This window comes from Pseudoalteromonas sp. SG45-2, assembly GCF_014164115.1.
Lineage (GTDB): Bacteria > Pseudomonadota > Gammaproteobacteria > Enterobacterales > Alteromonadaceae > Pseudoalteromonas > Pseudoalteromonas distincta.
The window spans coordinates 24,804-47,507 of sequence record NZ_JACJEO010000020.1 but is presented as its reverse complement, the minus strand read 5'-3'; the positions used below and the strand labels follow the sequence as shown (position 1 = coordinate 47,507).

Genomic DNA, 22,704 nt, shown 5'->3' with positions numbered 1-22,704 from the left:
ATGGAGTTTTAAAGTAATGACTATAGAAATTGTACATGTAGCTGTTGGTGTTATTAAGAAAAATAACGCTATATTCATTTGTAAACGTGCAGATGAACAACATCAAGGCGGTTTATGGGAATTTCCTGGTGGTAAAGTTGAAGCTGGAGAAAGTGTGTTTGTTGCACTTAAACGCGAGCTTATTGAAGAAGTTGGACTAACCATTCACAGCTCTAGCCAATTGATGGTGATTGAACATGACTACGGCGATAAATGCGTTAAATTAGATGTACACGTAGTAAGTAACTTTAGCGGTGAAGCACATGGCGCTGAAGGGCAACCTAGCGAATGGGTAGCAATTACTGAATTAGAAAATTATGATTTTCCTGAAGCGAATGCTGAAATTATCGAAAAAATAGTTGCCCGATACGCATAAAAAAAGGGCATAAGTGAGCACAATGAATATCTCAATACAAAATAAGCTAAGCGAACTGTTAGCACTGCCCCCTGAGTTAACTCAAGTTAGTGCGATTGGTAGCGGTCATATAAATAGTACATGGCTACTTACAAGTATTGATAAACAATTTATTGTGCAAAAACTTAATACTGAGGTATTTAAAAACCCTGCTCAGTTAGTGAGTAATGCAAAACTGATTGAGCAGCATTTAAATGCTAAACAACTGCAAAATAATTACCCGCTTGAAATAATCAAACATATAGCTACACAAAACGATGAACACTTAATAAAAATTGATAATGCGTATTATCGCGTCCTTAACTATATTAGTGATAGCTACAGCGAAGACGTTGTTAAAAATACCCAGCAGAGCGAGCAAGCGGCTTACGCCTTTGGCGTATTTGCTCATGCATTACAAGATTTTGATGCGCAACAGCTGCACACTGTAATTCCTGATTTTCATAACTTAGCGATGCGCTTTGAGCAATTAGATACCGCAATCACTAACAACGTAGTTAATAGAGTAAAGCACTGCGCTGACGAAATAGAATATTGCTTAACGCAGCAGCATTTAATTACTGAGCTTAGTCAGGTAGCTAAACACATACCGCTTAGAGTGTGTCATAACGATACAAAAATAAATAATATGCTGTTTTGTAATACAACTCACAAAGCAAAAGCAGTTATTGATTTAGACACCTGCATGGCAGGATTTTGGCTTTATGACTTTGGCGACATGGTACGTACATTTTGCTCCCCCGAAGCCGAGGATTCAACAAACTTACACAACGTTGTTATTCGAAAAGATATATTTTCAGCCATTGTAAAAGGCTATGTAACGCCATTAAAAAATAGCATGAGTATACTAGAGCAAGAAAGCTTATTATTAGGCGCTAAAATAATGCCGCTCATGTTAAGTGTGCGCTTTTTAACTGATTACTTAAATAACGATGTGTACTTTAAAGTATCTCATGCAGAGCATAATTTAGAGCGAGCACAAAACCAACTCGCGCTTTATAAAAACATACTGAGTAACGAAGAATGGATGCACGCGTGCTTAGTCGATAAACAAATTCAAGATACAAAAAAACCAGTAAGCTAAAAACTTACTGGTTTTTTGTTATTTATAGCAATGCAATTACCAGATTTTTACGCGATCTTCTGGTTTGATATACATTTTATCACCTTCTTTTACGTCAAACGCTTCGTAAAACTCAGGCATGTTCGACAAGATACCGATTACACGGTAGTGGCTTGGTGAATGAGGGTCTGTTAATAAACGATTACGTAACTCTTCATCGCGGTAGTTACGACGCCAGATTTGTGACCAACCCATAAAGAAGCGTTGATCGCCTGTGTAACCATCTATCACGGGTGCTTTTTTATCACCTAAAGATAGCATATACGCTTTATGCGCAACGGTTAAACCACCTAAGTCACCAATGTTTTCGCCAAGCGTTAGCTCACCATTAACACTTGCATCTTCAAATGGTTTATATTCGTTATACTGTGCAACTAAAGCCGCTGTACGCTCTTCAAATTGCTTAAGGTCAGTCTCACTCCACCAGTTACGTAAGTTACCGTCACCGTCGTATTTAGCACCTTGGTCGTCAAAACCGTGGCCAAGCTCATGCCCAATTACCGCGCCAATTGCGCCGTAGTTTACAGCATCATCCGCTTCTAAATTAAAGAATGGTGGTTGTAATATAGCGGCTGGAAATACAATTTCATTGTTTACTGGGTTGTAATACGCATTTACCGTTTGCGGAGTCATGTGCCATTCAGAGCGATCAACTGGTTTACCCAATTTAGCAATCATATCTGCGTATGCCCATTCGCTATAACGGATGTAATTACCTACTAGCTCATCTGAGTTAATCTCTAGCTCTGAGTAATCTTTCCACGTGTCTGGGTAACCAATCTTAGGCGTAAATTTATCTAATTTTTCTTTCGCTGCAAGCTTTGTTTCAGGGCTCATCCACTCAAGATTTTCGATAGCAACGCCATAACCTTTAATTACGTTATCAACTAACTCTTCCATGCGTGCTTTAGCTTCTGGGGGGAAGTTATCTTTAACGTATACCTTACCTAAAATCTCACCTAGTACACTGTTAGATGCATCAACCGCTTGCTTCCAAAGAGGTGCTTGTTCTTCTACGCCACGAAGTGTTGTGCTGTAAAAGTCAAAGTTAAGGTTAACTAAATCTTCGCTAAGTAGCTCTGCATAACCACTTACAAAATGAAATTTTAAGTAGTTTTTCCACGTCGCTAAATCAGTATCTTTATAAATAGTAGCAAGTGCTTCTAAGTAGCTTGGTTGACGTACAATAATATCACTTGCACTCACACCTGCATCTTTAAAGAATGCAGCTAAATCAAGCTCCCCCATCAACTTGCTTGCGTCTGCTACTGTCATCTTGTTGTAAGATTTAGTTGCGTCACGGCTTTGCACACGGCTCCATTGAGCATCAGCTAGTGTTTTTTCAAATGCAAGTACGCTCTTGGCAGCTTCTGCTGCATTTTTAACGCCTGATTTTGCTAAAACATCTGTGATGTATTGCTCGTAAGAAGCGCGAATTTTAGTGAATTTTTCGTCATCGTTTAAGTAATAATCACGATCTGGTAAACCAAGACCCGACTGAGATAAATACAATGCATACTCGCTCGAGTTTTTAGCATCGTTATTTACAAACCAACCAAACGGTAAAGTACCGCCTTGTTTTTGAATTTTAGCCATTAAACCCACTAAGTCAGCTTTAGATTTAACGCTATCAATTGTATCTAATGACGGTTGTAATGGCGTAATACCTAGCTCATTACGCGCAGATTGATTCATGTAGCTTTTATAAAATGCGCCAATTTTATACTCATCACTGCCTTTTTTAGCGGCCTTATTCGCGGCTGCGTTTTCAAGGGCAATTTTCATCGCTTTTTGTGACTCATCATATAGCTGCGAAAAAGAACCGTAGTTAGACTTATCACCTGGTATTTCAGTTTTTGCTAACCACTGTCCATTTACATGATAATAAAAATCGTCTTGTGCGCGTACTGAACTATCCATATTCGCTAGTTCAATACCAAGCTCTAGTGGCTTTTCAGCGGGTGCTGTTACTACAGGAGTGTCGGTTACTTTAGCTTCTTGTTGTTTTTCACCACAACCTACTAGACCAAGTGCAAGCGCTATGCTCGCAGCGGCCATTGTTACTTTATTCATAATGATTCCGTTTGTTAGTTAGAATTAAATCATACCAATCTGCTTATGTATGGGGTCTAATTAACGTTAAGAAAATTACGCTAGAACTAAGCAAAAGTTTTTGTATCTAGTTGTTCTAAATAAAAAATTTTTAACGACGTTATAGTGCAATTTAATTCGTTAAATTGATCAAAGATTTATGCAGGTTGGTATCACATACCAACTCCATTAAATTCTTGAATATAGCAGGAGTAAAAATAGCACTGCCTGTACGCTTTTACTTAATGGAATGGGTATCAAGGGAGCTTTAAATAATAAAGCACACCACGCAGTATCATAAACCTCATTAGACCAACAATAAAATGGAATATGTAACAAAGTATTTTGAATGCGGTGAGCTGCAAAAATAGCCCTACCAATAACAATATAGCGGGTGGCTAAGGCTAACTTTTATTCTTCCCGTGGAGCGCTAAACGCTCTAGTTTTTCTTTTAATGAAGGGGGGGCAGAAGCCGCTATCGCATTTAAGTAATTAGCGGTTTGCTCACTCATTTTACGTGAGTTGGTAACTGTAGGGCTGCCCGATTTATTAGCGGTACTTAATCGCTGAGTTGCTTGAGGGTTTGCAGTTATTTTTATTTGCCCGAGCTCTGCCATTCCAGCTGCTCTAAAGTGTGAAAGCATATCCATTTTTAAATAATTAAGCCTAAGCGCGATAGGCGCAGATACCGCCTCTATCATTAGCGTGCCGTCTCGGTAATTACTAACTCGGCATTTATCACCCAATTTAGGGCCTAAAAAATCTTTTAATAAGGTTTGCTGTGTATCAAGTGCTTGGCTTTTGCCTGCATAAGCCGATAAACGATTATTTAACCCCGCCATAATATCGGTTAGCGGTTTTGGTGCATATCTATCTTTAGCCATTTTACACCTCGTAAAAACTCACTTAGACCCAGAGATAATACTCTGGGTCTAAGTATACACTGCGTATTAATACTACGCGCCGGCTATTTGCATTTGCTCTATTAGTACTGAGCCTGTTTGAATACCACCACGGCGTTCTATATCACCACCAATGGCAGAAATACCTTTAAACATGTCTTTTAAATTACCAGCAATAGTAATTTCACTTACCGGATATTGAATTTCACCATTTTCAACCCAAAAACCTGCAGCACCACGAGAGTAGTCACCCGTTACGGTATTTACGCCCTGCCCCATTAGCTCTGTAACTAATAAGCCAGTACCCATGGTTTTTAATAGTGCAGTTAAATCGTTATGAGTTTGTTCAACAAGCCAGTTATGTATACCGCCAGCATGTCCTGTTGGGGTCATGTTCATTTTACGCGCAGCATAACTTGCTAATAAATAAGTTTGTAACTCGCCGCCTTGAATTATTTCTCTATCGAATGTTTTAACACCTTCGCTATCAAACGGTGACGATGCCAACCCTTTTAAAATATGTGGGCGCTCAGCAATATTCACACAATTACTAAATACCTGAGTGCCTAAGCTATCAAGTAAAAAACTTGATTTACGATAAAGCGCGCCACCACCAATTGCCGACACCAAGTGACCAAACAATGAATTTGCAATATCTGCTCTAAAAATAACAGGCACTTTCATTGTGCCTAACTTTTGGCTGTTTAATTTAGCTAAGGTTTCAGCTGCCGCTTCAAGACCCACTGCCGCAGCATCATTTAAACCAGCCTGATCGCGAGCAACTGTATAAGCAGAGTCGCGCTGCATGTGTTCGCCATCTTTACCTATTACCATAGTACTAATACTATGACGAGTGCGCGGAAAACCTGCAATTAAACCGTGGCTGTTACCATAAACACGTAATCCCTGATGCGATGAAAAACTCGCACCATCAGAGTTAACAATACGCTCGTCCGCATTTAATGCAGCTTGCTCAGCAGCATGACAAAGCTCAATGCCTTCCTCAGGACTTACATCCCAAGGATGATATAAATCTAAATCTTTAGGATTAAATTCAAGTAACTCTTTATCAGCAACGCCGTTAAATGGATCATCAGATGTAAATTTGGCTATATCAATCGCTTTTTCGACTACCGTGCGCAATGTTTTTGGATTTAAATCAGCCGTTGACGCCGAGCCTTTATTATTACCAACATATACACTAATGCCTAAGCCGCCGTCTTGGTTGAACTCAATGGTTTCTACTTCACCCATTCGTGTACTAACCGATAAACCAGACGTGCTAGACATCGCAGCTTCTGCAGCTGTAGCGCCTAATTTTTTAGCATGTTCGAGTACTTCTGCTACCGCATCTTTAACTTGCGATATTTGAGAATAAATTGGATCGTTTTGTTGGCTTTTCATAAATTAAGTCCTGAGCCTTAGAGGCATAATGCACGCATTTCTTATATTTAAATGCTAACACACTCAATGCATCACATCAGCTAATATTCCTAAGTATCATATTCATGTATAATGGCAAAAGTTATTTTTATTTAAGAGCACCCCATGGCAAAGAAAAAAGGCAAGCCTGCTGAAATTGAAGAAGAAATTGAATATGTATCAAGAACGGAGCTTAAACGCGAAGCGCAAGAGTTTCATCAGTTAGGTACTGAAATTGCCAAAATGGGTAAAAAACAGCGCGAACGCCTGCCATTAAATGACGATTTAAAAGAAGCGATGGTTGTTGCTGATAAAATAAGTAACAAAAGCGACGCGTATCGCCGCCACTTAAATTACATCGCTAAAACACTGCGTACTGTAGAAAACATTGATGATATTAAAGCGATTATCGATGTGATGCTTAATAAAAATAACCAAGCTGAAGTATTGGTCAAAAAAATTGAGCAATTACGTTCAGATTTAATTGAGCAAGGTGATGACCTTATCAATGAGACTATTGAGCAGTTTCCATCTCTTGATCGTCAACAAATGCGCCAATTGGTTCGAAATGCGGCAAAAGAAGCGAAAGCTGAAAAGCCGGGTAAAGGTTATAAAGAATTATTTCAATACCTTAAAGATGCTCATACTATTACGTATTAATTAGGTCGTATTAAGTTATATTTTATTAAAAAAGGTGCTTCGGCACCTTTTTTGTTATAGATCAAACCGCCTTCCTGAGTACTTTTTTATAATCCCCAATAAATAAATACTTAGGTGTGCGTGATGATTAAACTTCCACAATGGGATGAAACCCTAATAAACAAATATAATGTGTCTGGTCCGCGTTATACCTCTTATCCCACGGCTTTATCACTGCGTGACGGATATCAGCAACAAGACCTACTAAGCGCTATAGAATCGTCAACAAGTCGCTCTCTTTCTTTATATATTCACATCCCGTTTTGTAGTCAGCTTTGCTACTACTGTGGCTGTAATAAAATAATTACCCGTCATCAATCTAAGGCAGATACGTATCTCGACTTTTTAGCAAAAGAAATTACTGCCCAAGCGCCTTTATTTAAAAGCTACACGGTTGAGCAATTGCATTTAGGTGGCGGTACTCCCACCTTTTTAACCGCAAAACAAATGACCCGTTTAATTAAACTTTTAGAACAACACTTTAATTTTACACGCACAACAGAGCGCGGTATTGAAATAGACCCACGCTCACTTGCCGATAATATGCTTGTTGATTTAAGAATGCTTGGCTTTAACCGTGTCTCATTTGGGATTCAAGACTTTAACGACGACGTGCAACTTGCTGTTAATCGCCCGCAAAATGCAGATACCGTTAAGCAATTAATTACACAAGCTCGCGAGCTAGGATTTCAATCTATTAATGCAGATATGATTTACGGGCTACCTCTGCAAACGCCAGAGAGCTTTAAGAAAACTATAGAGCAACTTATTGAGTTAAGCCCTGACAGAGTATCAGTGTTTAACTACGCGCATTTACCAGAGCGCTTTGCTGCACAGCGTAAGATTAAAGATGCAGATTTACCCAGTGCTCATAATAAGCTCACCATGTTTAAAAATACGCTGGAGCAGATGACGCAAGCAGGCTATCAATTTATTGGTATGGACCATTTTGCAAAAACTGATAATGAACTAGCTGTTGCGCAAAATGAAGGCAAGTTACATCGTAACTTTCAAGGTTATACAACCCATGGAAATTGTGATTTATTAGGTTTAGGCGTGTCATCAATTTCACAAATTGGCACCGCCATTTTACAAAATCAAAAAGAATTAAAACATTATTACCACAACGTAGAAACACAAAGCGGTAGTGCTCTTAATAAAGGAATGCACTTAACACATGATGATGTAATTCGTGCTGATGCAATTAAACAGCTCATTTGCCAATTTGAATTAGATATACAAGACTTTAGTGAAAAACACGCGCTTATATTTAATGACTACTTTGAGGATGCATTAGTAGCGCTGGCGCCACTTATAAAAGATGAACTAGTCACTATAATTGATAATAAAATTAGCGTAACACCACGCGGGAACTTATTCATTCGTATTATTTGTATGTGCTTCGATGCTCACTTACAAAAACAAATTAACGCAACGCGCTTTTCAAGGGTGATTTAGCCTGAACTCTGGATAATAAATACATCGGCACAAAAAAAGCAGACCTAGGTCTGCTTTTTGTATTTAAGTTGTAGCTTTAATTAAAAACAACTTTATCGCTACCTGGAGCGGCTTTAAACTCGATAATAATTTTAGCGCAATCCGCTTTAACTTCATCTTTAAGTGTTTTTTCAGCTTGCCAGCGAGCCTTATCTAGCTTAAAAATCTCTTTTTTAGAGTATTTTTTACGTGCATCGTGCGTCGGCATTTCTTTAACTACCTGATACATTTTATAAATACCAGGATACTGCGTCGTTAAATCACGCTCGCTTTCAAAGGCATACTGAGACATAAGTACCCAAATACGTAAACAGCCTTCAGAAAACTCACACTGCTCTTCATTCATTGCACGTGCGATTAAATGAATACTATCGGCTAGTTTTGCGTTTCGCTTTAAACGCGACTTTTCAAGCTTTTGCTTTTGTTCAGCCTGCGTTTTAGCAATTAACTTTTTTTGCGCATTTAACTTATACAGCAACTGACCCGCATAAAATGCCAAACCAGCTATGATAGCAGCGCCTAAAAGTAAGGCTAAAATTACCGAGGTACTCATTATTTATCCTTACTATTTGTCGTCTTCATCTAACCATTCGTTGGCTAAATCATCAGATAAGTATTGATCGAAATCAGAATTGCCTTGGCTTTCAAGGTCATCTTCAAACTCGTCTTCGTCCTCATCTTCAATACCAAGAATTTCACATAACGCCTGATGACGAGCAATGCGACTATTAAAGTACTTAGCATCTTTACCTGTTAGCATTTCACCTTTTTCATGACGCTCTACTAATTTAAGTAAACGTTCATCATTCTCAAGTGCTTCTAGCTCTTGTTCAGGTGTAAATTCAGGCTCGATTACTTTTTTCAGCTCAATAGTTGGCTTTAAGTTGCGTTTCATTTCAACTTTAGGCTCTGGCGCGGTTGCGATTAACGGCACAGGCTTTTTACTGCCTACACGCTTATCTTTAGGCGCGTGATTACTATTTTGGCTTTCGCTATCTAGTAAATCTGGCGCATTACGAGAACCGGGCTTTGCGCCTTTGGTTTTTTTAACTCGCTGCTCTTTTAATGCGCGCATTTCTTTAAGCTTATCTTGGCTTAAACGAACAGGTCCGTTTGCTGGGCTTTTGCGTGACTTTTTAGTTCTACTCATATCTTGATCATCTCACTTAAGAGGTTTTGAGCGAAGCGCAAATTAATGGGCATCGCAGTGCTGGCCTAGCCAGAAGAATTCAGTTTGCGCTATAGAGGTTGGGTTTCTCATTTAAAAGCGCCTTAGCTAATTAATCGCTAATTTTAAACGGTGGGTATTGTAACAGGACAAATAAAAAGGCGGTAGAGAAAACATCTCTACCGCCTGCTAATCTGAGCGCCATTATCTGGACACTTCTCCCTTCGACTTTTTTTAGTCTTTATTATTTTTATTATTATCAGTCCGTATTGTTATTATTTTTACGTTCCTTGTTACATTCCATTTTGTTTTTGTTATTAAACTTCCATGAGTATTTTATTATTTTCGGTCATCATGACACTTTTTTATTATTTCCTTTAGTAGCACCAATCTTGTGCTATGTAGTCATGCCGCGCCACTTTCCTTATAGCTTGTTTCCGTTTTGTTATTGTTCTTTTGCGACAGTGGTTAATTTACTCGTTAATGATTTTGTTACAACTGGTTTATATAACTTTTATTATACTTATTACATTTTAAAACAAAATAAACAATAAAATACAATAGGTTAATGATGAATAAGAAATAAAAAGAAGACTTTTCTCACACTAACGCATGGTCAATGTCTTACATTTAAACGGGTGATATCGTTAATTTTGCACACAAAAAAAGCAGCCTGGGCTGCTTTTTGTAAAACATTGTAGTGTATTTATTATTAATTGCTAAATAAATACGACTTTAGTGTAAACCACCTAAGTACTGAGAAAGTACTTCAATATCTTTATCTGTTAATTTCTTCGCTATATCGCCCATCATGCCATTTAAGTCATTGTGACGAGTTCCATCACGGAATTTTTCAAGTTGAGACTTGATATATCCAGGATGCTGAAAGGAAATTTTTGGAAACTTAGCAAGTGATGAACCGTTACCACGTGGACCATGACATGCTGCACATGATGGAATCCCACGCTCCGCATCGCCTGCTTTAAAGAGCATTTCGCCAACTTCAACAACATCTTTAGGTGTAGCACCTTCAGTCATGTTGATTGAAGAAAAATAAGCAGCTAGATCTTTCATGTCTTGCTCGCTAAGTGGCATAGCCATAGCGCTCATTACTGGATCCATACGCCCTTCTTTGCCGCCTGACGTCATACCTAATTTTAAATCCTGAAGTTGCTTAAGGATATAATCTGGATGTTGACCTGCAATTTTAGGGTAAATATTAACCGGCGCATTACCGTCTGGGCCGTGACAAGCCGCACACGTTGCTGATTTTTCTTTACCTGCGTTTACATCGCCATCAAATGCTGTTGCGTTGCTTGCTGACAACGCACCAAGCAATATTGTTAAAGATAGTGCTATTTTTTTCATGGTGAATTCTCTGTTTCCGACCCTGTATCATCTACAATCGTGATGTTGTAATACATATATTCTACACGATAATAAATTCTCTGGCACGTTTTCTACACATATTAAGCTTATAATTTACAGGGTTTTGACTTAGATTAAGCTTTAACATGTTTTAAATGTACCATAGGTGCTGTTTTTAGGTGGTTAAATACGCTTTTTAATACATCCTTTATAGTATAAAATACGCGCCCTGAGTGAATTTGGTTTACTCAATGTTATTTTTTTAAGTTTTAGGAGAGCCTGTGCTCAAATCTCGTATCAAATATAATACTGCGTCTTTCGTAACAAGCGCTCCCGACATTACTAAATTACCTGCTGATACGGGAATTGAAGTTGCGTTTGCCGGTCGCTCCAATGCAGGTAAGTCGAGTGCATTAAATGCATTAACCGATCAGAAGCTAGCACGTACAAGTAAAACACCTGGACGTACTCAGCTAATCAATACATTCGATTTAGCGGATGTTGACGATATGCGCCTTATCGATTTACCAGGCTATGGCTTTGCTAAAGTACCAATCGAAATGAAAAAGAAATGGCAAAAGTCGTTAGGTGAATATCTGCAAAAGCGTCAAAGCTTAAAAGGTATTGTTATTTTAATGGATATTCGTCATCCATTAAAAGATTTAGACCGTGATTTAATTAACTGGGCAATTGGTAGTGAGATTCCAGTATTGGCACTATTAACTAAAGCCGACAAACTAAAGCAAGGCCCTCGTAAATCACAAGTACTGCAAGTTCGCCGTGAATTAAGCACGCTTGATGGGGATATTACAGTTCATGCGTTTTCATCATTAAAGGGCACCGGTTTACCAGAAGTAGCTAAAAAGCTAGATGAATGGTTTTTAGGTCCTGTTATTGCTGTACCACCTAGCGATGAAACAATCACAGACGAAACCAACCCAGAGGCTTAAACGCTGGCGTTACGATAAATAAAACTGCTTTCCTGCAGATTTAATAAAATAGCCGAGCTTATCAGACTCGGCTTTTTCAGCCCACTGATAAAATACACTGCGTGAAACTCGCGCACTACAACCATACGGTAGCTTTAAATAAGGCACCTTTGAACCATTGTAGTCTTTTATATGCAAGGGCTGCTGAGCGCTCACTAACCACTGCCTAGCTAAATTATCAATACAACACAACACTTGCCCTTGCGCTGTATTTTCAAAGCGCCAATCAACAATAATAAACGGCGCATCTTCAACCGTTATTGTTATTTTTTCGACAGGGGTTTTTAAATAAAATTGCTCACCTTCTTTACACAATACAGAAGCAAACAGCTTCACCATGGCTGGGCGTGTTATTTGGCTGCCATCGTAAAACCATTTCCCTTCATTATTAATAACAATTGGCAGCTCCCCACAATGGTTAGGCTGCCAACTATCAAAAGGTTTGCTTGGCTCGCTTAATCGCTTGCTAAGCTCACTTAAAGAAATCACTGTTTTTTAAGTGTTATTGCAAATGTAACAGGCACAGCTGTTGCAATTGAAGGCAAGCCCGCTAACTCTTGCAGCTTTTTAACGCCTTCGGTTACACCAAAATCATCACTATTAATAATAATAGGTGTTAATGATGATACCGTTAAATCACCACTTTGCGTGCTGTTAACGAGTACATCAATTGCCAATGGTTTTTTATTACCATGAAAATCAAGCTCAGCTGTAATACCCTTCAATACATATTGACCAGGCTTTTTGATATTACTTAGCTCTTTAGTTAAATTTGCAGTTAAAACAGCATTGGGGAATTTAGCCGCTTCGAATAAAAATGTAGCTAAACGCTCATTACGAATAGGGATTAGAGTTTCGGCTGATGTTAAATCAACATTAACGCTAAACTCACCTTTATCAGAAAGCATACCTTCAAGGTTAGTAAAATGGTGAGCTTCAGCAATCGAATCTTTTTTAATTGAAACAAAGCTTAGTTGGCTTTTATCATTCACTAGCTGCCAATTGGCCTGAGCAACATTAGAAATAACTAAACTTGATAAAGAAAAACCTGCAATAGCTAATGCTTTAAACATAACGCACTCCTTAGTAATAAAATGAAAAGAATAAAAATGATAGCACTTCGATGGTATCACCTGCGATGTACCCAAACCACCTCGAAGTGACGAATGCACAATACAATTGGTATAGCGCAAAAAAGAATTAATTAGATAGGATTTTTAGGCGTAAAACAAAAAACGGCCCACCAAACAAGTTGGTAGGCCGGTATAGCAAACTGGGGAGAAGCTATCAATTTGTTGCACCCTTTCAGATGCATCATCAACAGGATGTCCTACAGGATAGGACAGGCGGGACTTTAACAAAAGCACGCATTAAAATACAATCATATTCCTGTAAAACAGCTCGAATTGACGAACATATAACTATTTAATACAAATAGTTGCTTAAATTAACCTTATTTTAACTAAAGCTTGCATATAGCTAATTAAATAGCTGTTATTCTCATTTTTATTAAACATAAAAAAAGCGCCAAAAGGCGCTTTAATTAAAATGCTCAAATTGCATTAATGGGCTTGTTCCCAGTTGTCACCTTCGTCGGCTTCAACAATAAGCGGCACATCAAGCGCTGCAGCTTGCGACATCAGCTCACAAATATGTTTTGTGTATTCAGGTGCGCAGTCTGTTTTAATTTCAAATACCAATTCATCGTGTACTTGCATTAGTAGCTTAATCGTATTTGGCGCCTGTTCGTGTACCCAGCGGTTAACGCTCAGCATTGCTTTTTTAATAATATCAGCAGCAGTACCTTGCATTGGTGCGTTTATAGCAGCACGTTCGGCTCCTTTTCTGCGCGCGCCATTACGTGCGTTTATTTCTGGTAAATGTAGGCGGCGACCAAATATTGTTTCAACGTAGCCATTTTCAGCTGCTTTTTCGCGTGTTGTTTCCATGTACTCTAATACACCAGGAAAACGCTCAAAGTATTTATCTATGTAATGCTGCGCTTCGTGGCGCGGCACATCTAGTTGACGTGCTAAACCAAATGCAGACATACCGTAAATTAAGCCAAAGTTTACTGCTTTCGCCTTGCGGCGCATATCGGTAGTTACATCATCAAGCTCTACACCAAATACTTCAGCGGCAGTTGCACTGTGTACATCTAAGCCGTTAGCAAATGCATTTAATAGACCTTTGTCTTGTGAAAGGTGCGCCATAATACGCAGCTCAATTTGGCTGTAATCGGCAGCGACAATTTTGTAACCATCTGCAGCTATAAACGCTTCACGAATTCGACGCCCTTCTTCTGAACGAATAGGAATATTTTGTAAATTAGGATCGGTTGAACTCAAGCGCCCCGTTGCTGTAATTGCCTGATGATATGACGTATGTACACGCTGGGTTTTCTCATTCACCATTAATGGTAATTTATCAGTATAAGTCGATTTAAGCTTTGATAAACCACGATGCTCTATAATTACTTTAGGTAGTGGATAATCATGAGCAAGCTCTTGCAATACTTCTTCTGCGGTAGAAGGTGCACCTTTAGGTGTTTTTTTGATAATAGGCAGGCCAAGCTTTTCAAACAACAATACTTGTAGTTGCTTAGGAGAGCTTAAATTAAATGGTTCGCCTGCTATTTCAAATGCTTCTTTTTCAAGCTCAATTAAACGCTCGCCTAATCGTTGGCTATGTGCTGCAAGCATATTGCTATCAATTGCAACACCGGTTCGTTCAATATCAGAAATCACACTAACAAGTGGCATTTCTATATCTTCGAATACAGATTTTAGCTTTTCATCAGCCGCTATTTTTGGCCAAAGCACTTCATGTAGGCGTAAAGTAATATCGGCATCTTCTGCAGCGTAAGGCGCAGCTTTTTCAAGTTCAATTTGGTTAAAGGTAAGTTGCTTTTTACCTTTGCCAGCAATATCTTCAAAGCTAATATTTTTATGACCTAGATATTTAAGTGCTAGCGAGTCCATATCGTGGCGTGTACCCACACTATTAAATACGTATGACTCAAGCATGGTGTCAAACTTAATACCGTTTAGCGCAAAACCTGCATTCGCTAATACACTTTTGTCGTATTTAAGGTTTTGCCCTACTTTAGCTTTGTTTTCATCGGCCAAAATTGGGCCTAGCTTTTGCATTACAAATTCCAGACTTAATTGCTCAGGCGCACCCGGGTAGTCATGCGCTAGAGGTAAATACACAGCTTCACCCGCTTTTACGGCAAAACTCATACCCACTAATTGCGCTTTCATGTAATCAAGGCTGGTAGTTTCTGTATCAAATGCAAATAACTCGGCACTATTTAATTGCTCTATTAACGTATCAAATTGCGCTTGCGTTAAAATAGTTTCGTAATGAGCATCTTCTACTTTTGGTAATTCAGTGGCTTCGGTAGGTACAGCTAGATGTGTTTCTGCATCTTTGGGGTTATCTAGTAACTCAGCTAACCAACGACGAAATTCGCACTCACCATATAGTGCAATTAATTCGTCTTTATTTGGCTCTTGTAGTTTGAACGTATCAAGATCTGATTCGACTTCAACATCGCACTTAATTGTTGCAAGCTCGTAGCTTAAAGGCAGATGATCGAGAGCTGCAGCTAACTTTTCACCTATTTTACCCTTAATCTCACTTGCGTGATCCATTACACCTTGCAACGAGCCATATTTCTCTAACCACTTAACGGCCGTTTTTGGACCACAGCCTTCAACACCTGGGATATTGTCGACCTTATCGCCCATTAGTGCCAAGTAATCGATAATAAGTTCGGGGCCTACACCAAACTTTTCCACTACGGTAACAGGATCTGAAATACTGTCGGTCATCGTGTTTATTAATGTAACGTGTTCATTTACAAGTTGCGCCATATCTTTATCACCAGTGGAGACAAGGACATGCCGTTTTTGCTCAGTTGCAATGCGTGCAAATGTGCCAATAACATCATCAGCTTCAACGCCTTCGATACTAATTAGCGGAAAACCCATCGCTTTGATAATGCTATGTATTGGTGCTATTTGCGTACGTAAGTCATCCGGCATCGGCGGGCGATTTGCCTTATATTCGCTATACATATCGTTACGGAACGTTTTGCCTTTAGCATCAAATATAACCACCATGTGTGAGGGATCATATTGTCTGATCAAGCTTTTAAGCATGTTGATCACGCCGTAAATAGCGCCCGTAGCCTCACCTTTAGAATTAGTTAAATGCGGCGGAGAATGATAAGCACGAAATAAATATGACGAGCCATCAACTAAAATAAGTGGGTTTTCGGGGATCTGAGCCATGGTGAATTTGGATCCTAAATGCAAAAAATTAAGGTAATTATAAGCATGCCATAAGGTAGTAAATAAAACGACAGTGAATTACTGTTTATCGTGTTATTAAAACTAGAGCAAGCTGTGGATAAGTGTGTAGATAACAGCCACGAGCTATTCTTCCAAAGCATTATAAAATGCCTAGAAAATACTTTAACTGTATGTTTTAATTTAAAAAAGATAATACGAGGTTCTTTTTTTATTATTTTAAACCAATGTGGAAAAAGGTTTTCTAACGACTGCTTCTGTTGTTATTCACTTTGATTATTCGCGTCCATTTAAATAACCGGAGGAGTATTCTAGCACAATGGATCGAAGATCATAGCGATCCTTTATAATTTTTTTAAAGGCAAAGTGATCGCAAATGGCATAAACCGCAAAACGACTTGCACTGCGAATGATTTTTGTACTAAAAATTTATTTTCGCGAGAAATTTTGAGCATGTTAAACTCCATCCGATCGACTTATAAAAAAGACTTTAGGGGCACAAAAGCATGAAAAACGTAGCAGTAATATTAGCAGGGTCTGGTGTGTACGATGGTAGTGAAATTAATGAAGCAATTTTAACTTTATTACATATAGCCAAAAATGGCGCAACGTATCAGTGTTTTGCACCAGATATTGAACAACTTCATACCATTAACCATTTAACAGGTGAAGTAATGCCTGATAAACGCAATGTATTAACAGAAGCTGCTCGCATTGCACGAGGTGACATTAAATCGCTGATTGAACTAGACGTGACTCAGTTTGACGCATTAATTGTACCTGGCGGTTTCGGTGCTGCAAAAAACTTATGCGATTTTGCAATTAAAGGCGCAAAAGCAAATATCAATCAGGACGTCCTTAATGCTTGTAAATCATTTGCAAAAGCGAATAAGCCTGCAGGTTATATGTGTATTGCACCCGCATTGATCCCATTTATTTACGATAACGCCGCACTTACTATTGGTAACGATGTAGAGACAGCACAAGCGCTAAGCACATTAGGCGCTAAACATATAGATTGTGCTGTTGACGGTGTAGTTATCGATGAACCAAATAAGTTAGTTACCACCCCTGCTTACATGTTGGCAGAATCGATTCTTGAAGCCAACGCAGGGATCGCAAAACTAGTTAGTAGCGTATTATCAATAAATTGATTTTGATCTTAGGATCTAAAAAGTTAATTGTATGACTGATTACGCTTATTAAATTGCTTAACAAAAAACAGTAAATAATTAAATTTTATTGCGTTAACGCAAAAAGTAGTCAGTTTTATTAATAAAAACGGCTCTTAGCATTTTATAAATTGGCCCAGAGAGTTATAATCGGTTTAATTTCCGTCATCTTTAATCGTGATTGATCACGTTCAAATCGAAGTGAGCAAGGCAAAATGAAAAAATTAACAGCTGCAGCATTATTATTGCTAGCAACCACTGCATACGCACAGCCATATGATAACTCTATGACTGAAGATGCAATTAAAGCACGTCTCGCGCCGGTTGGTGCTGTATACCTTGAAGGCGATAAAGCTGCAGTTGCAGCGGCGCCTACAGGTCCTCGTTCTGGTGAGCAAGTATATCAAGGTGCATGTTTTGCATGTCACGGCACTGGTGCACTAGGCGCGCCTAAATCAGCTGACGATTGGGCTCCACGTATTGCTAAAGGTAAAGATACTTTACTTGAGCATGCGCTAAATGGCTTTAATGCTATGCCTCCAAAAGGCACGTGTATGGATTGTTCTGATGATGAGATTAGCGCTGCTATCGACTTTATGACATCTAAATAAGCTCGATTGAAATATAAAAAAGGTTTACTTCTGTAAGCCTTTTTTAATGCCTAAAATAGTGTATCTAGCTACTGCTTTAGTAGGAATATCAACTTGACGATAAGCACTAAAAGTGAAAGTATAAGGCTAATAACTATACAATAAAATAGCCGGTTAGATCATTGGAAGATAAACTATCAGTATCGAGTAAATTGGCGTATCAAAATAAACGCCTTAGAGCGCTTCTCGAAAAATACAAACAATCACATCACTTACAAAATGCCCTGATCCAATTATCAGAGCAGGCAAGTACTGTGGCCGAGCTAACCCTGCTATACCCCGCCATCCATGACATTTTACAAAAGTACGTACCTAGTAAAAGTTTTTATGTGGTGCTGCTAAATCAATACAGCCAATCACTAGAGCTTTCTTACTTTTCAGATGAAAAAGATGGTATTGCCGTCGCCCTTAACCAATCAAATAGCTTTGATGAAGGCGCCACGGGTTATGTATTTAAACAGGGTAAAACCACATGTTTTACCAAGCAGCAAATGCAAGATGCTGCAGCAGAAGGTTTATTTAAAGCATTAGGCACTCCTGCCGAACATTGGGTAGGCGTACCTGTTTACCAAGAACATAATATTATCGGTGTATTAGCAGCTCAAAGTTACGATACAAAACAAGGCTATAGCTCACAGCAAATACAATTACTTGAGTTTATGTCGCTTTATTTGGCAACAGCAATAGAGCGTGTAAAAAAACGAGAGCTTCTTGAGTCAGAAGTTAAAATTCGCACCCGCGCACTCACTCAAAGTAACGATGCACTAAACCTTGAAATAGAGCAGCGTAAACGCGCACTTCAACGCCAACAAATTCTATTTAAAATATCTGAGATAGCAACACAAGCTAAAAACCTTGATGACGCTTATTTTAAGATACACGAAATAATAAAAACAATTACCTACGCAGAAAACTTATATATTGCGCTTTATGATAAAGAAACAGGGTGGATTAGTTTTCCTTATTGCGTAGATGAATTTAAAGAAAATACACAGCCAAGACGCTTTGCTAAAGGTTATAGCGAACTGGTAATAAGCACCGAAGAAACACAACTAATACACCCATGTAGAGCAAAAGAATTAATAGTAAGCGGTGTGGTACAACGTTCAGCACCTGTACCAAAAGAGCAAATGGCCACTAGCTGGTTAGGCGCTCCACTTAAAACAGCTCAAGGTGTTATCGGCCTTATTGTTTGCCAAGCCTACGATAACAAACATATTTTCAGCCGAGATGATTGCGAGTTAATTACCTTTGTATCGCATCAAATTGCAGCTGTTTTACAAACAAAGCTCGTCAATCAAGCAATTGCAAAAAGCCATCAAGAACTCGAATTTAGAGTAAACGAAAAAACCAAAGAATTGCGTCAAACTAATCTGCACTTACAAATGCAAATAGATGAGCGAAAAAAAATAGAGCAGCAGCTTTATCATGATGCACATCACGATTCACTTACGAGCTTGCCTAATCGTAGTCTATTTTTAACTCAGCTCGAAAAAACGCTACAACATTATCAACGTTTTCCTGAGCACCACTTTGCTGTTTTGTTTATCGATTTAGATAAATTTAAAGATATTAACGATCAGCTTGGCCACCATGCAGGCGATCAATTTTTAATTAACGTAAGTGAGTTATTTGCCCAATGTATACGCGAGCATGATTTACTAGCACGTTTAGGCGGGGATGAATTTGTTATTTTATTAACCCATTTAACTGAGCCTCAACAAGCAGAAGATGTTGCAAATCGTATTATAGATTTAATGAAAAAACCCTTTTATCTTAAAGGTGAGTCTTTACAAAGTGGCGCAAGTATAGGGATAACCTACTCAAAGAAAAGCTATACGCATACAGATGAAATTATTCGTGATGCCGATGCCGCCATGTATCACGCCAAAAACTCAGGAAAAAATCGTTACGAGTTATTTCATCCGCTATTAACGCAATCAATACCTGCGCAGACTCTAAAAGCACAACATCACCTTGATATATTACCTATGAGTTTTAGAAGCTCAGAAATAATTACGCTTGATGAGCAACAACAGTCTGAATCTTTATTTGAAGCATTTGGTGAACACCCAATACTTGGCTTTACTAGCTTTGATATTTTGAAAAAGTTTGCATCAGATAAAGAGCAGCATCTGCAAGTAGAGTTACAACTATTACAACGCGCCTATGCACAAGCAATTACTGCAAATGTAGCTATGGCATTGGTTCCTTGCTCTGGTTTGCTACTTGAGGAACACGAATTTGTTTTATTTACCGATACGCTAAATAAACAACAAGGACAAAGCCAACTCTGTTTATTGTTTGATGAACAAGAAATTCGCCACGCATGTGCAACGCAAATAAAAAACCTCAAAACGCTATCACAACTTGGTTATTCAATTGGTTTAAACAATTTTGCTAAAGACAGGTGCGAACTTAATTTACTAACCGATATTAATTTTGATTATTTACTACTTAGCTCGACCTTTAGTAAACGTGTTTTACAACAAGAAAGATACGATTTTCAGCTACAGGGCGTGCTTGCAATTACAAAGCTCAAAGCAATGAAGGTCATTGCTAAAGGCCCATCAATACTTAATTTTAGAGCTTTATTAGATAAACACGGTTTGGCATTTTTTGTAGGTAAACAACACGCTTTAGTATGCTCTGAGTTACCTAAAGTGCAAGCAACCCAGTCTTTATAAAGTTAGCCTGAGGTATTACTCAGGCTTTTTAAACATCGCTCGTAAGTTAGCGACTCTTGCTTGGCCTTTTTCCATGCGCTCTGCTTGGGTATTTGGCGCCTTTTTGTTTTCGAACGCAAGATCGTCCTGCGGTAACTCTTGTACAAATCGGCTTAATTCAGTTTGTGAAGTTTCACCAAATTGACGACGTATCTTTGCATAAGTAAGTGTTAACTCCTGCTGTGCGCGAGTAATACCAACATAAGCTAAGCGACGTTCTTCATCTACATTGTCCTCATCAATACTTACCTGATGCGGAAGTAAACCCTCTTCCATACCCACCATAAATACGTACGGGTACTCTAAGCCCTTTGATGCATGTAGTGTTGATAAGTGCACTGCATCGGTTTCATCTTCTTCTTCGTTACGCTCAAGCATATCGCGAAGGGTTAGCTTGCTAACAACCTCGGCTAATGTCATTGGTTCGTTGTCGGCATCACCGGTCAACATATCTGTTATCCAACGATACAGCTCTGATACGTTTTTCATACGCATTTCAGCCGCTTTTGCACTCGGTGACGACTCGTACAAATATGCCTCGTAATTAATATTACGCACTAAGTCTTTAACAGCTTCGAGCGTATCACCGCGTACTGCGTTATCAGATAGCTCAACAACCCAGCGTGCAAATCCAGCAAGCGCATTAAAGCCACGCCCTTTTAGTCTGTAGCCTAAATCGTTATCAAAACAGGTAGCAAACAAGCTCGCGTGCTTTTCATTAGCAAGCGTACCAAGCTTTTCAAGGGTAACCGTGCCTATTTCGCGTCGCGGTGTATTTACGATACGTAAAAACGCATTGTCATCATCTTGATTAACTAATAGGCGTAAGTACGCCATAATATCTTTAATTTCTGAGCGAGCGAAAAACGACATACCGCCACTAATTTTATAAGGGATACGGTTACTCATTAGTGATTTTTCAAAGCCACGTGCTTGATGATTACCACGATATAAAATCGCGTAATCTTTATAGCTGGTTCGCTTCATAAACTTATGTGAAATTATTTCAGCAACCACACGCTCAGATTCATGCTCTTCATCGCGGCACCCTATTACTTTAATCGGCTCACCATAACCTAGTTCACTAAATAACTTTTTCTCTATGTCATGTGGGTTATTGGCAATTAAAATGTTAGCCGCTTTTAGTATTCGCCCTGCACTTCGATAGTTTTGTTCAAGCTTTATAAGTCTAAGCCCTGGGTAGTCTTTACCTAATAACACTAAGTTTTGCGGGCGAGCACCACGCCATGAGTAAATTGATTGATCGTCATCACCTACCACAGTAAAACGGGCACGCTCGCCTACTAGCAATTTAACAAGTTGATATTGGCTTGTATTGGTATCTTGATACTCATCCACCAGCAAGTATTTAAAGCGTTGCTGCCAGCGCTCACGAGATGTGGCGTTATTAGTAAGTAACAAAGTAGGGATCATAATTAAATCATCAAAATCCAGTGCATTATAAGCACGTAGCTGGTTTTGATATCGAGCATACAACTGTGCAAACAATGCCTTTTGCGCATCACGCGCTTCGCGTATTGCTTGCTCTGGCAGTACTAATTCGTTTTTCCAACTACCAATTTCCATTTTAAGTAGTTTGAGTAAGTCCTTGTCTTTTTTTAGCTCATCTTCGGTGAGTTCACTAAGAAGCTGATTGGTATCTTGATCATCAAATAACGAAAAGCCGGGCTTAAACCCTAATGTACTCAACTCTTTTTTTATTATTTCTAAACCGAGTGTATGAAACGTTGATACCCATAAACCTTTAGCGTCTTGCTTACCGAGCGTTTGCAGTACTCGCTCACGCATTTCTTTGGCTGCTTTATTGGTAAAAGTAACAGCGGCTATATTTCGCGCTTTGTACTCACATTTTTTCACTAAATAAGCGATTTTATTCGTAATAACACGGGTTTTACCAGAGCCTGCGCCCGCGAGTACTAAGCAGGGACCACTAATATATTTTACGGCTTCATCTTGTTTAGGATTGAGTTTCATAACGACCAAAGAAATTTAAAAGACGCGCAATTTTAACGTAACCATTACAGCGAGCATAGCAATTGCCTTAATTAATTAAGGTAAAGATGATCATGTGTTAAATGCCGTGGGTATAAGGTAATATTAGTTATT

18 protein-coding genes are annotated in these 22,704 nt (G+C 38.8%); 8 read left to right on the top strand and 10 right to left on the bottom strand.

The window, feature by feature from the left end; all coding sequences use genetic code 11:
- The first annotated feature begins 16 nt into the window (after nt 1–16).
- On the top strand, nt 17–415 hold the full coding sequence (gene mutT, locus H5116_RS14885) for an 8-oxo-dGTP diphosphatase MutT (RefSeq protein ID WP_007377262.1): 399 nt from the start codon (nt 17–19) through the stop codon (nt 413–415).
- A gap of 22 nt (nt 416–437) precedes the next feature.
- Entirely contained in the window at nt 438–1,538 is a 1,101-nt protein-coding gene (locus H5116_RS14880) for a phosphotransferase enzyme family protein (protein WP_182716526.1), read from the top strand.
- 36 nt (nt 1,539–1,574) lie between these two features.
- On the opposite strand, the gene H5116_RS14875 is transcribed toward H5116_RS14880, so the two are convergent.
- The 3 genes from H5116_RS14875 to pmbA form a co-directional block, all read right to left on the bottom strand.
- Nucleotides 1,575–3,650, bottom strand: coding sequence for a M13 family metallopeptidase (locus tag H5116_RS14875; RefSeq protein WP_154903909.1), 2,076 nt, complete (start codon nt 3,648–3,650; stop codon nt 1,575–1,577).
- A gap of 422 nt (nt 3,651–4,072) precedes the next feature.
- Nucleotides 4,073–4,552: a DUF721 domain-containing protein gene (locus H5116_RS14870; protein WP_002959934.1), complete on the bottom strand. Its 480-nt coding sequence runs from the start codon at nt 4,550–4,552 to the stop codon at nt 4,073–4,075.
- A gap of 72 nt (nt 4,553–4,624) precedes the next feature.
- On the bottom strand, nt 4,625–5,974 hold the full coding sequence (pmbA, locus tag H5116_RS14865; RefSeq protein WP_002959932.1) for a metalloprotease PmbA: 1,350 nt from the start codon (nt 5,972–5,974) through the stop codon (nt 4,625–4,627).
- Nucleotides 5,975–6,118: 144 nt separating this feature from the next.
- Between pmbA and yjgA the strand changes: the two genes are divergently transcribed.
- On the top strand, nt 6,119–6,652 hold the full coding sequence (gene yjgA, locus H5116_RS14860; protein WP_002959930.1) for a ribosome biogenesis factor YjgA: 534 nt from the start codon (nt 6,119–6,121) through the stop codon (nt 6,650–6,652).
- 123 nt (nt 6,653–6,775) lie between these two features.
- A complete protein-coding gene (gene hemN, locus H5116_RS14855; RefSeq protein ID WP_182716525.1) occupies nt 6,776–8,149 on the top strand; it encodes an oxygen-independent coproporphyrinogen III oxidase in 1,374 nt (457 codons plus the stop codon).
- Nucleotides 8,150–8,225: 76 nt separating this feature from the next.
- Here the strand turns inward: hemN and H5116_RS14850 are convergent, their stop codons facing one another.
- From H5116_RS14850 to H5116_RS14840, 3 genes are all read right to left on the bottom strand, one after another.
- Complete coding sequence (locus H5116_RS14850) at nt 8,226–8,741, bottom strand: DUF2489 domain-containing protein (RefSeq protein ID WP_002959926.1); 516 nt, start codon at nt 8,739–8,741, stop codon at nt 8,226–8,228.
- A gap of 12 nt (nt 8,742–8,753) precedes the next feature.
- Nucleotides 8,754–9,338, bottom strand: a complete 585-nt coding sequence (yihI, locus tag H5116_RS14845; RefSeq protein ID WP_002959924.1) for a Der GTPase-activating protein YihI — start codon at nt 9,336–9,338, stop codon at nt 8,754–8,756.
- A gap of 753 nt (nt 9,339–10,091) precedes the next feature.
- Complete coding sequence (locus H5116_RS14840; protein WP_182682808.1) at nt 10,092–10,724, bottom strand: cytochrome c; 633 nt, start codon at nt 10,722–10,724, stop codon at nt 10,092–10,094.
- Between the two features lie 281 nt (nt 10,725–11,005).
- Between H5116_RS14840 and yihA the strand changes: the two genes are divergently transcribed.
- On the top strand, nt 11,006–11,674 hold the full coding sequence (gene yihA / locus H5116_RS14835; RefSeq protein WP_002959920.1) for a ribosome biogenesis GTP-binding protein YihA/YsxC: 669 nt from the start codon (nt 11,006–11,008) through the stop codon (nt 11,672–11,674).
- Between the two features lie 9 nt (nt 11,675–11,683).
- Here yihA and H5116_RS14830 read toward each other — a convergent pair whose 3' ends face one another.
- The 3 genes from H5116_RS14830 to polA all read right to left on the bottom strand — a co-directional run bounded on the left by H5116_RS14830 (nt 11,684) and on the right by polA (nt 16,011).
- The gene (locus H5116_RS14830) at nt 11,684–12,202 is read right to left on the bottom strand and encodes a DUF1285 domain-containing protein (RefSeq protein WP_182716524.1); all 519 of its coding nucleotides are present in this window, start codon (nt 12,200–12,202) and stop codon (nt 11,684–11,686) included.
- Nucleotides 12,199–12,786, bottom strand: coding sequence for a YceI family protein (locus H5116_RS14825; protein WP_182694000.1), 588 nt, complete (start codon nt 12,784–12,786; stop codon nt 12,199–12,201). Before H5116_RS14825 ends, H5116_RS14830 begins: the two co-directional genes overlap by 4 nt.
- A gap of 489 nt (nt 12,787–13,275) precedes the next feature.
- A complete protein-coding gene (polA, locus tag H5116_RS14820) occupies nt 13,276–16,011 on the bottom strand; it encodes a DNA polymerase I (RefSeq protein WP_138488411.1) in 2,736 nt (911 codons plus the stop codon).
- Between the two features lie 524 nt (nt 16,012–16,535).
- On the opposite strand from polA, the gene elbB reads away from it, so the two are divergent.
- From elbB to H5116_RS14805, 3 genes are all read left to right on the top strand, one after another.
- Complete coding sequence (elbB, locus tag H5116_RS14815) at nt 16,536–17,183, top strand: isoprenoid biosynthesis glyoxalase ElbB (RefSeq protein ID WP_182716523.1); 648 nt, start codon at nt 16,536–16,538, stop codon at nt 17,181–17,183.
- Between the two features lie 233 nt (nt 17,184–17,416).
- Nucleotides 17,417–17,812: a cytochrome c5 family protein gene (locus H5116_RS14810; protein WP_002959908.1), complete on the top strand. Its 396-nt coding sequence runs from the start codon at nt 17,417–17,419 to the stop codon at nt 17,810–17,812.
- 161 nt (nt 17,813–17,973) lie between these two features.
- Nucleotides 17,974–20,538, top strand: coding sequence for a diguanylate cyclase domain-containing protein (locus H5116_RS14805; protein WP_182716522.1), 2,565 nt, complete (start codon nt 17,974–17,976; stop codon nt 20,536–20,538).
- Nucleotides 20,539–20,553: 15 nt separating this feature from the next.
- Here the strand turns inward: H5116_RS14805 and rep are convergent, their stop codons facing one another.
- On the bottom strand, nt 20,554–22,572 hold the full coding sequence (gene rep / locus H5116_RS14800) for a DNA helicase Rep (protein WP_024605304.1): 2,019 nt from the start codon (nt 22,570–22,572) through the stop codon (nt 20,554–20,556).
- Nucleotides 22,573–22,704: the final 132 nt, after the last annotated feature.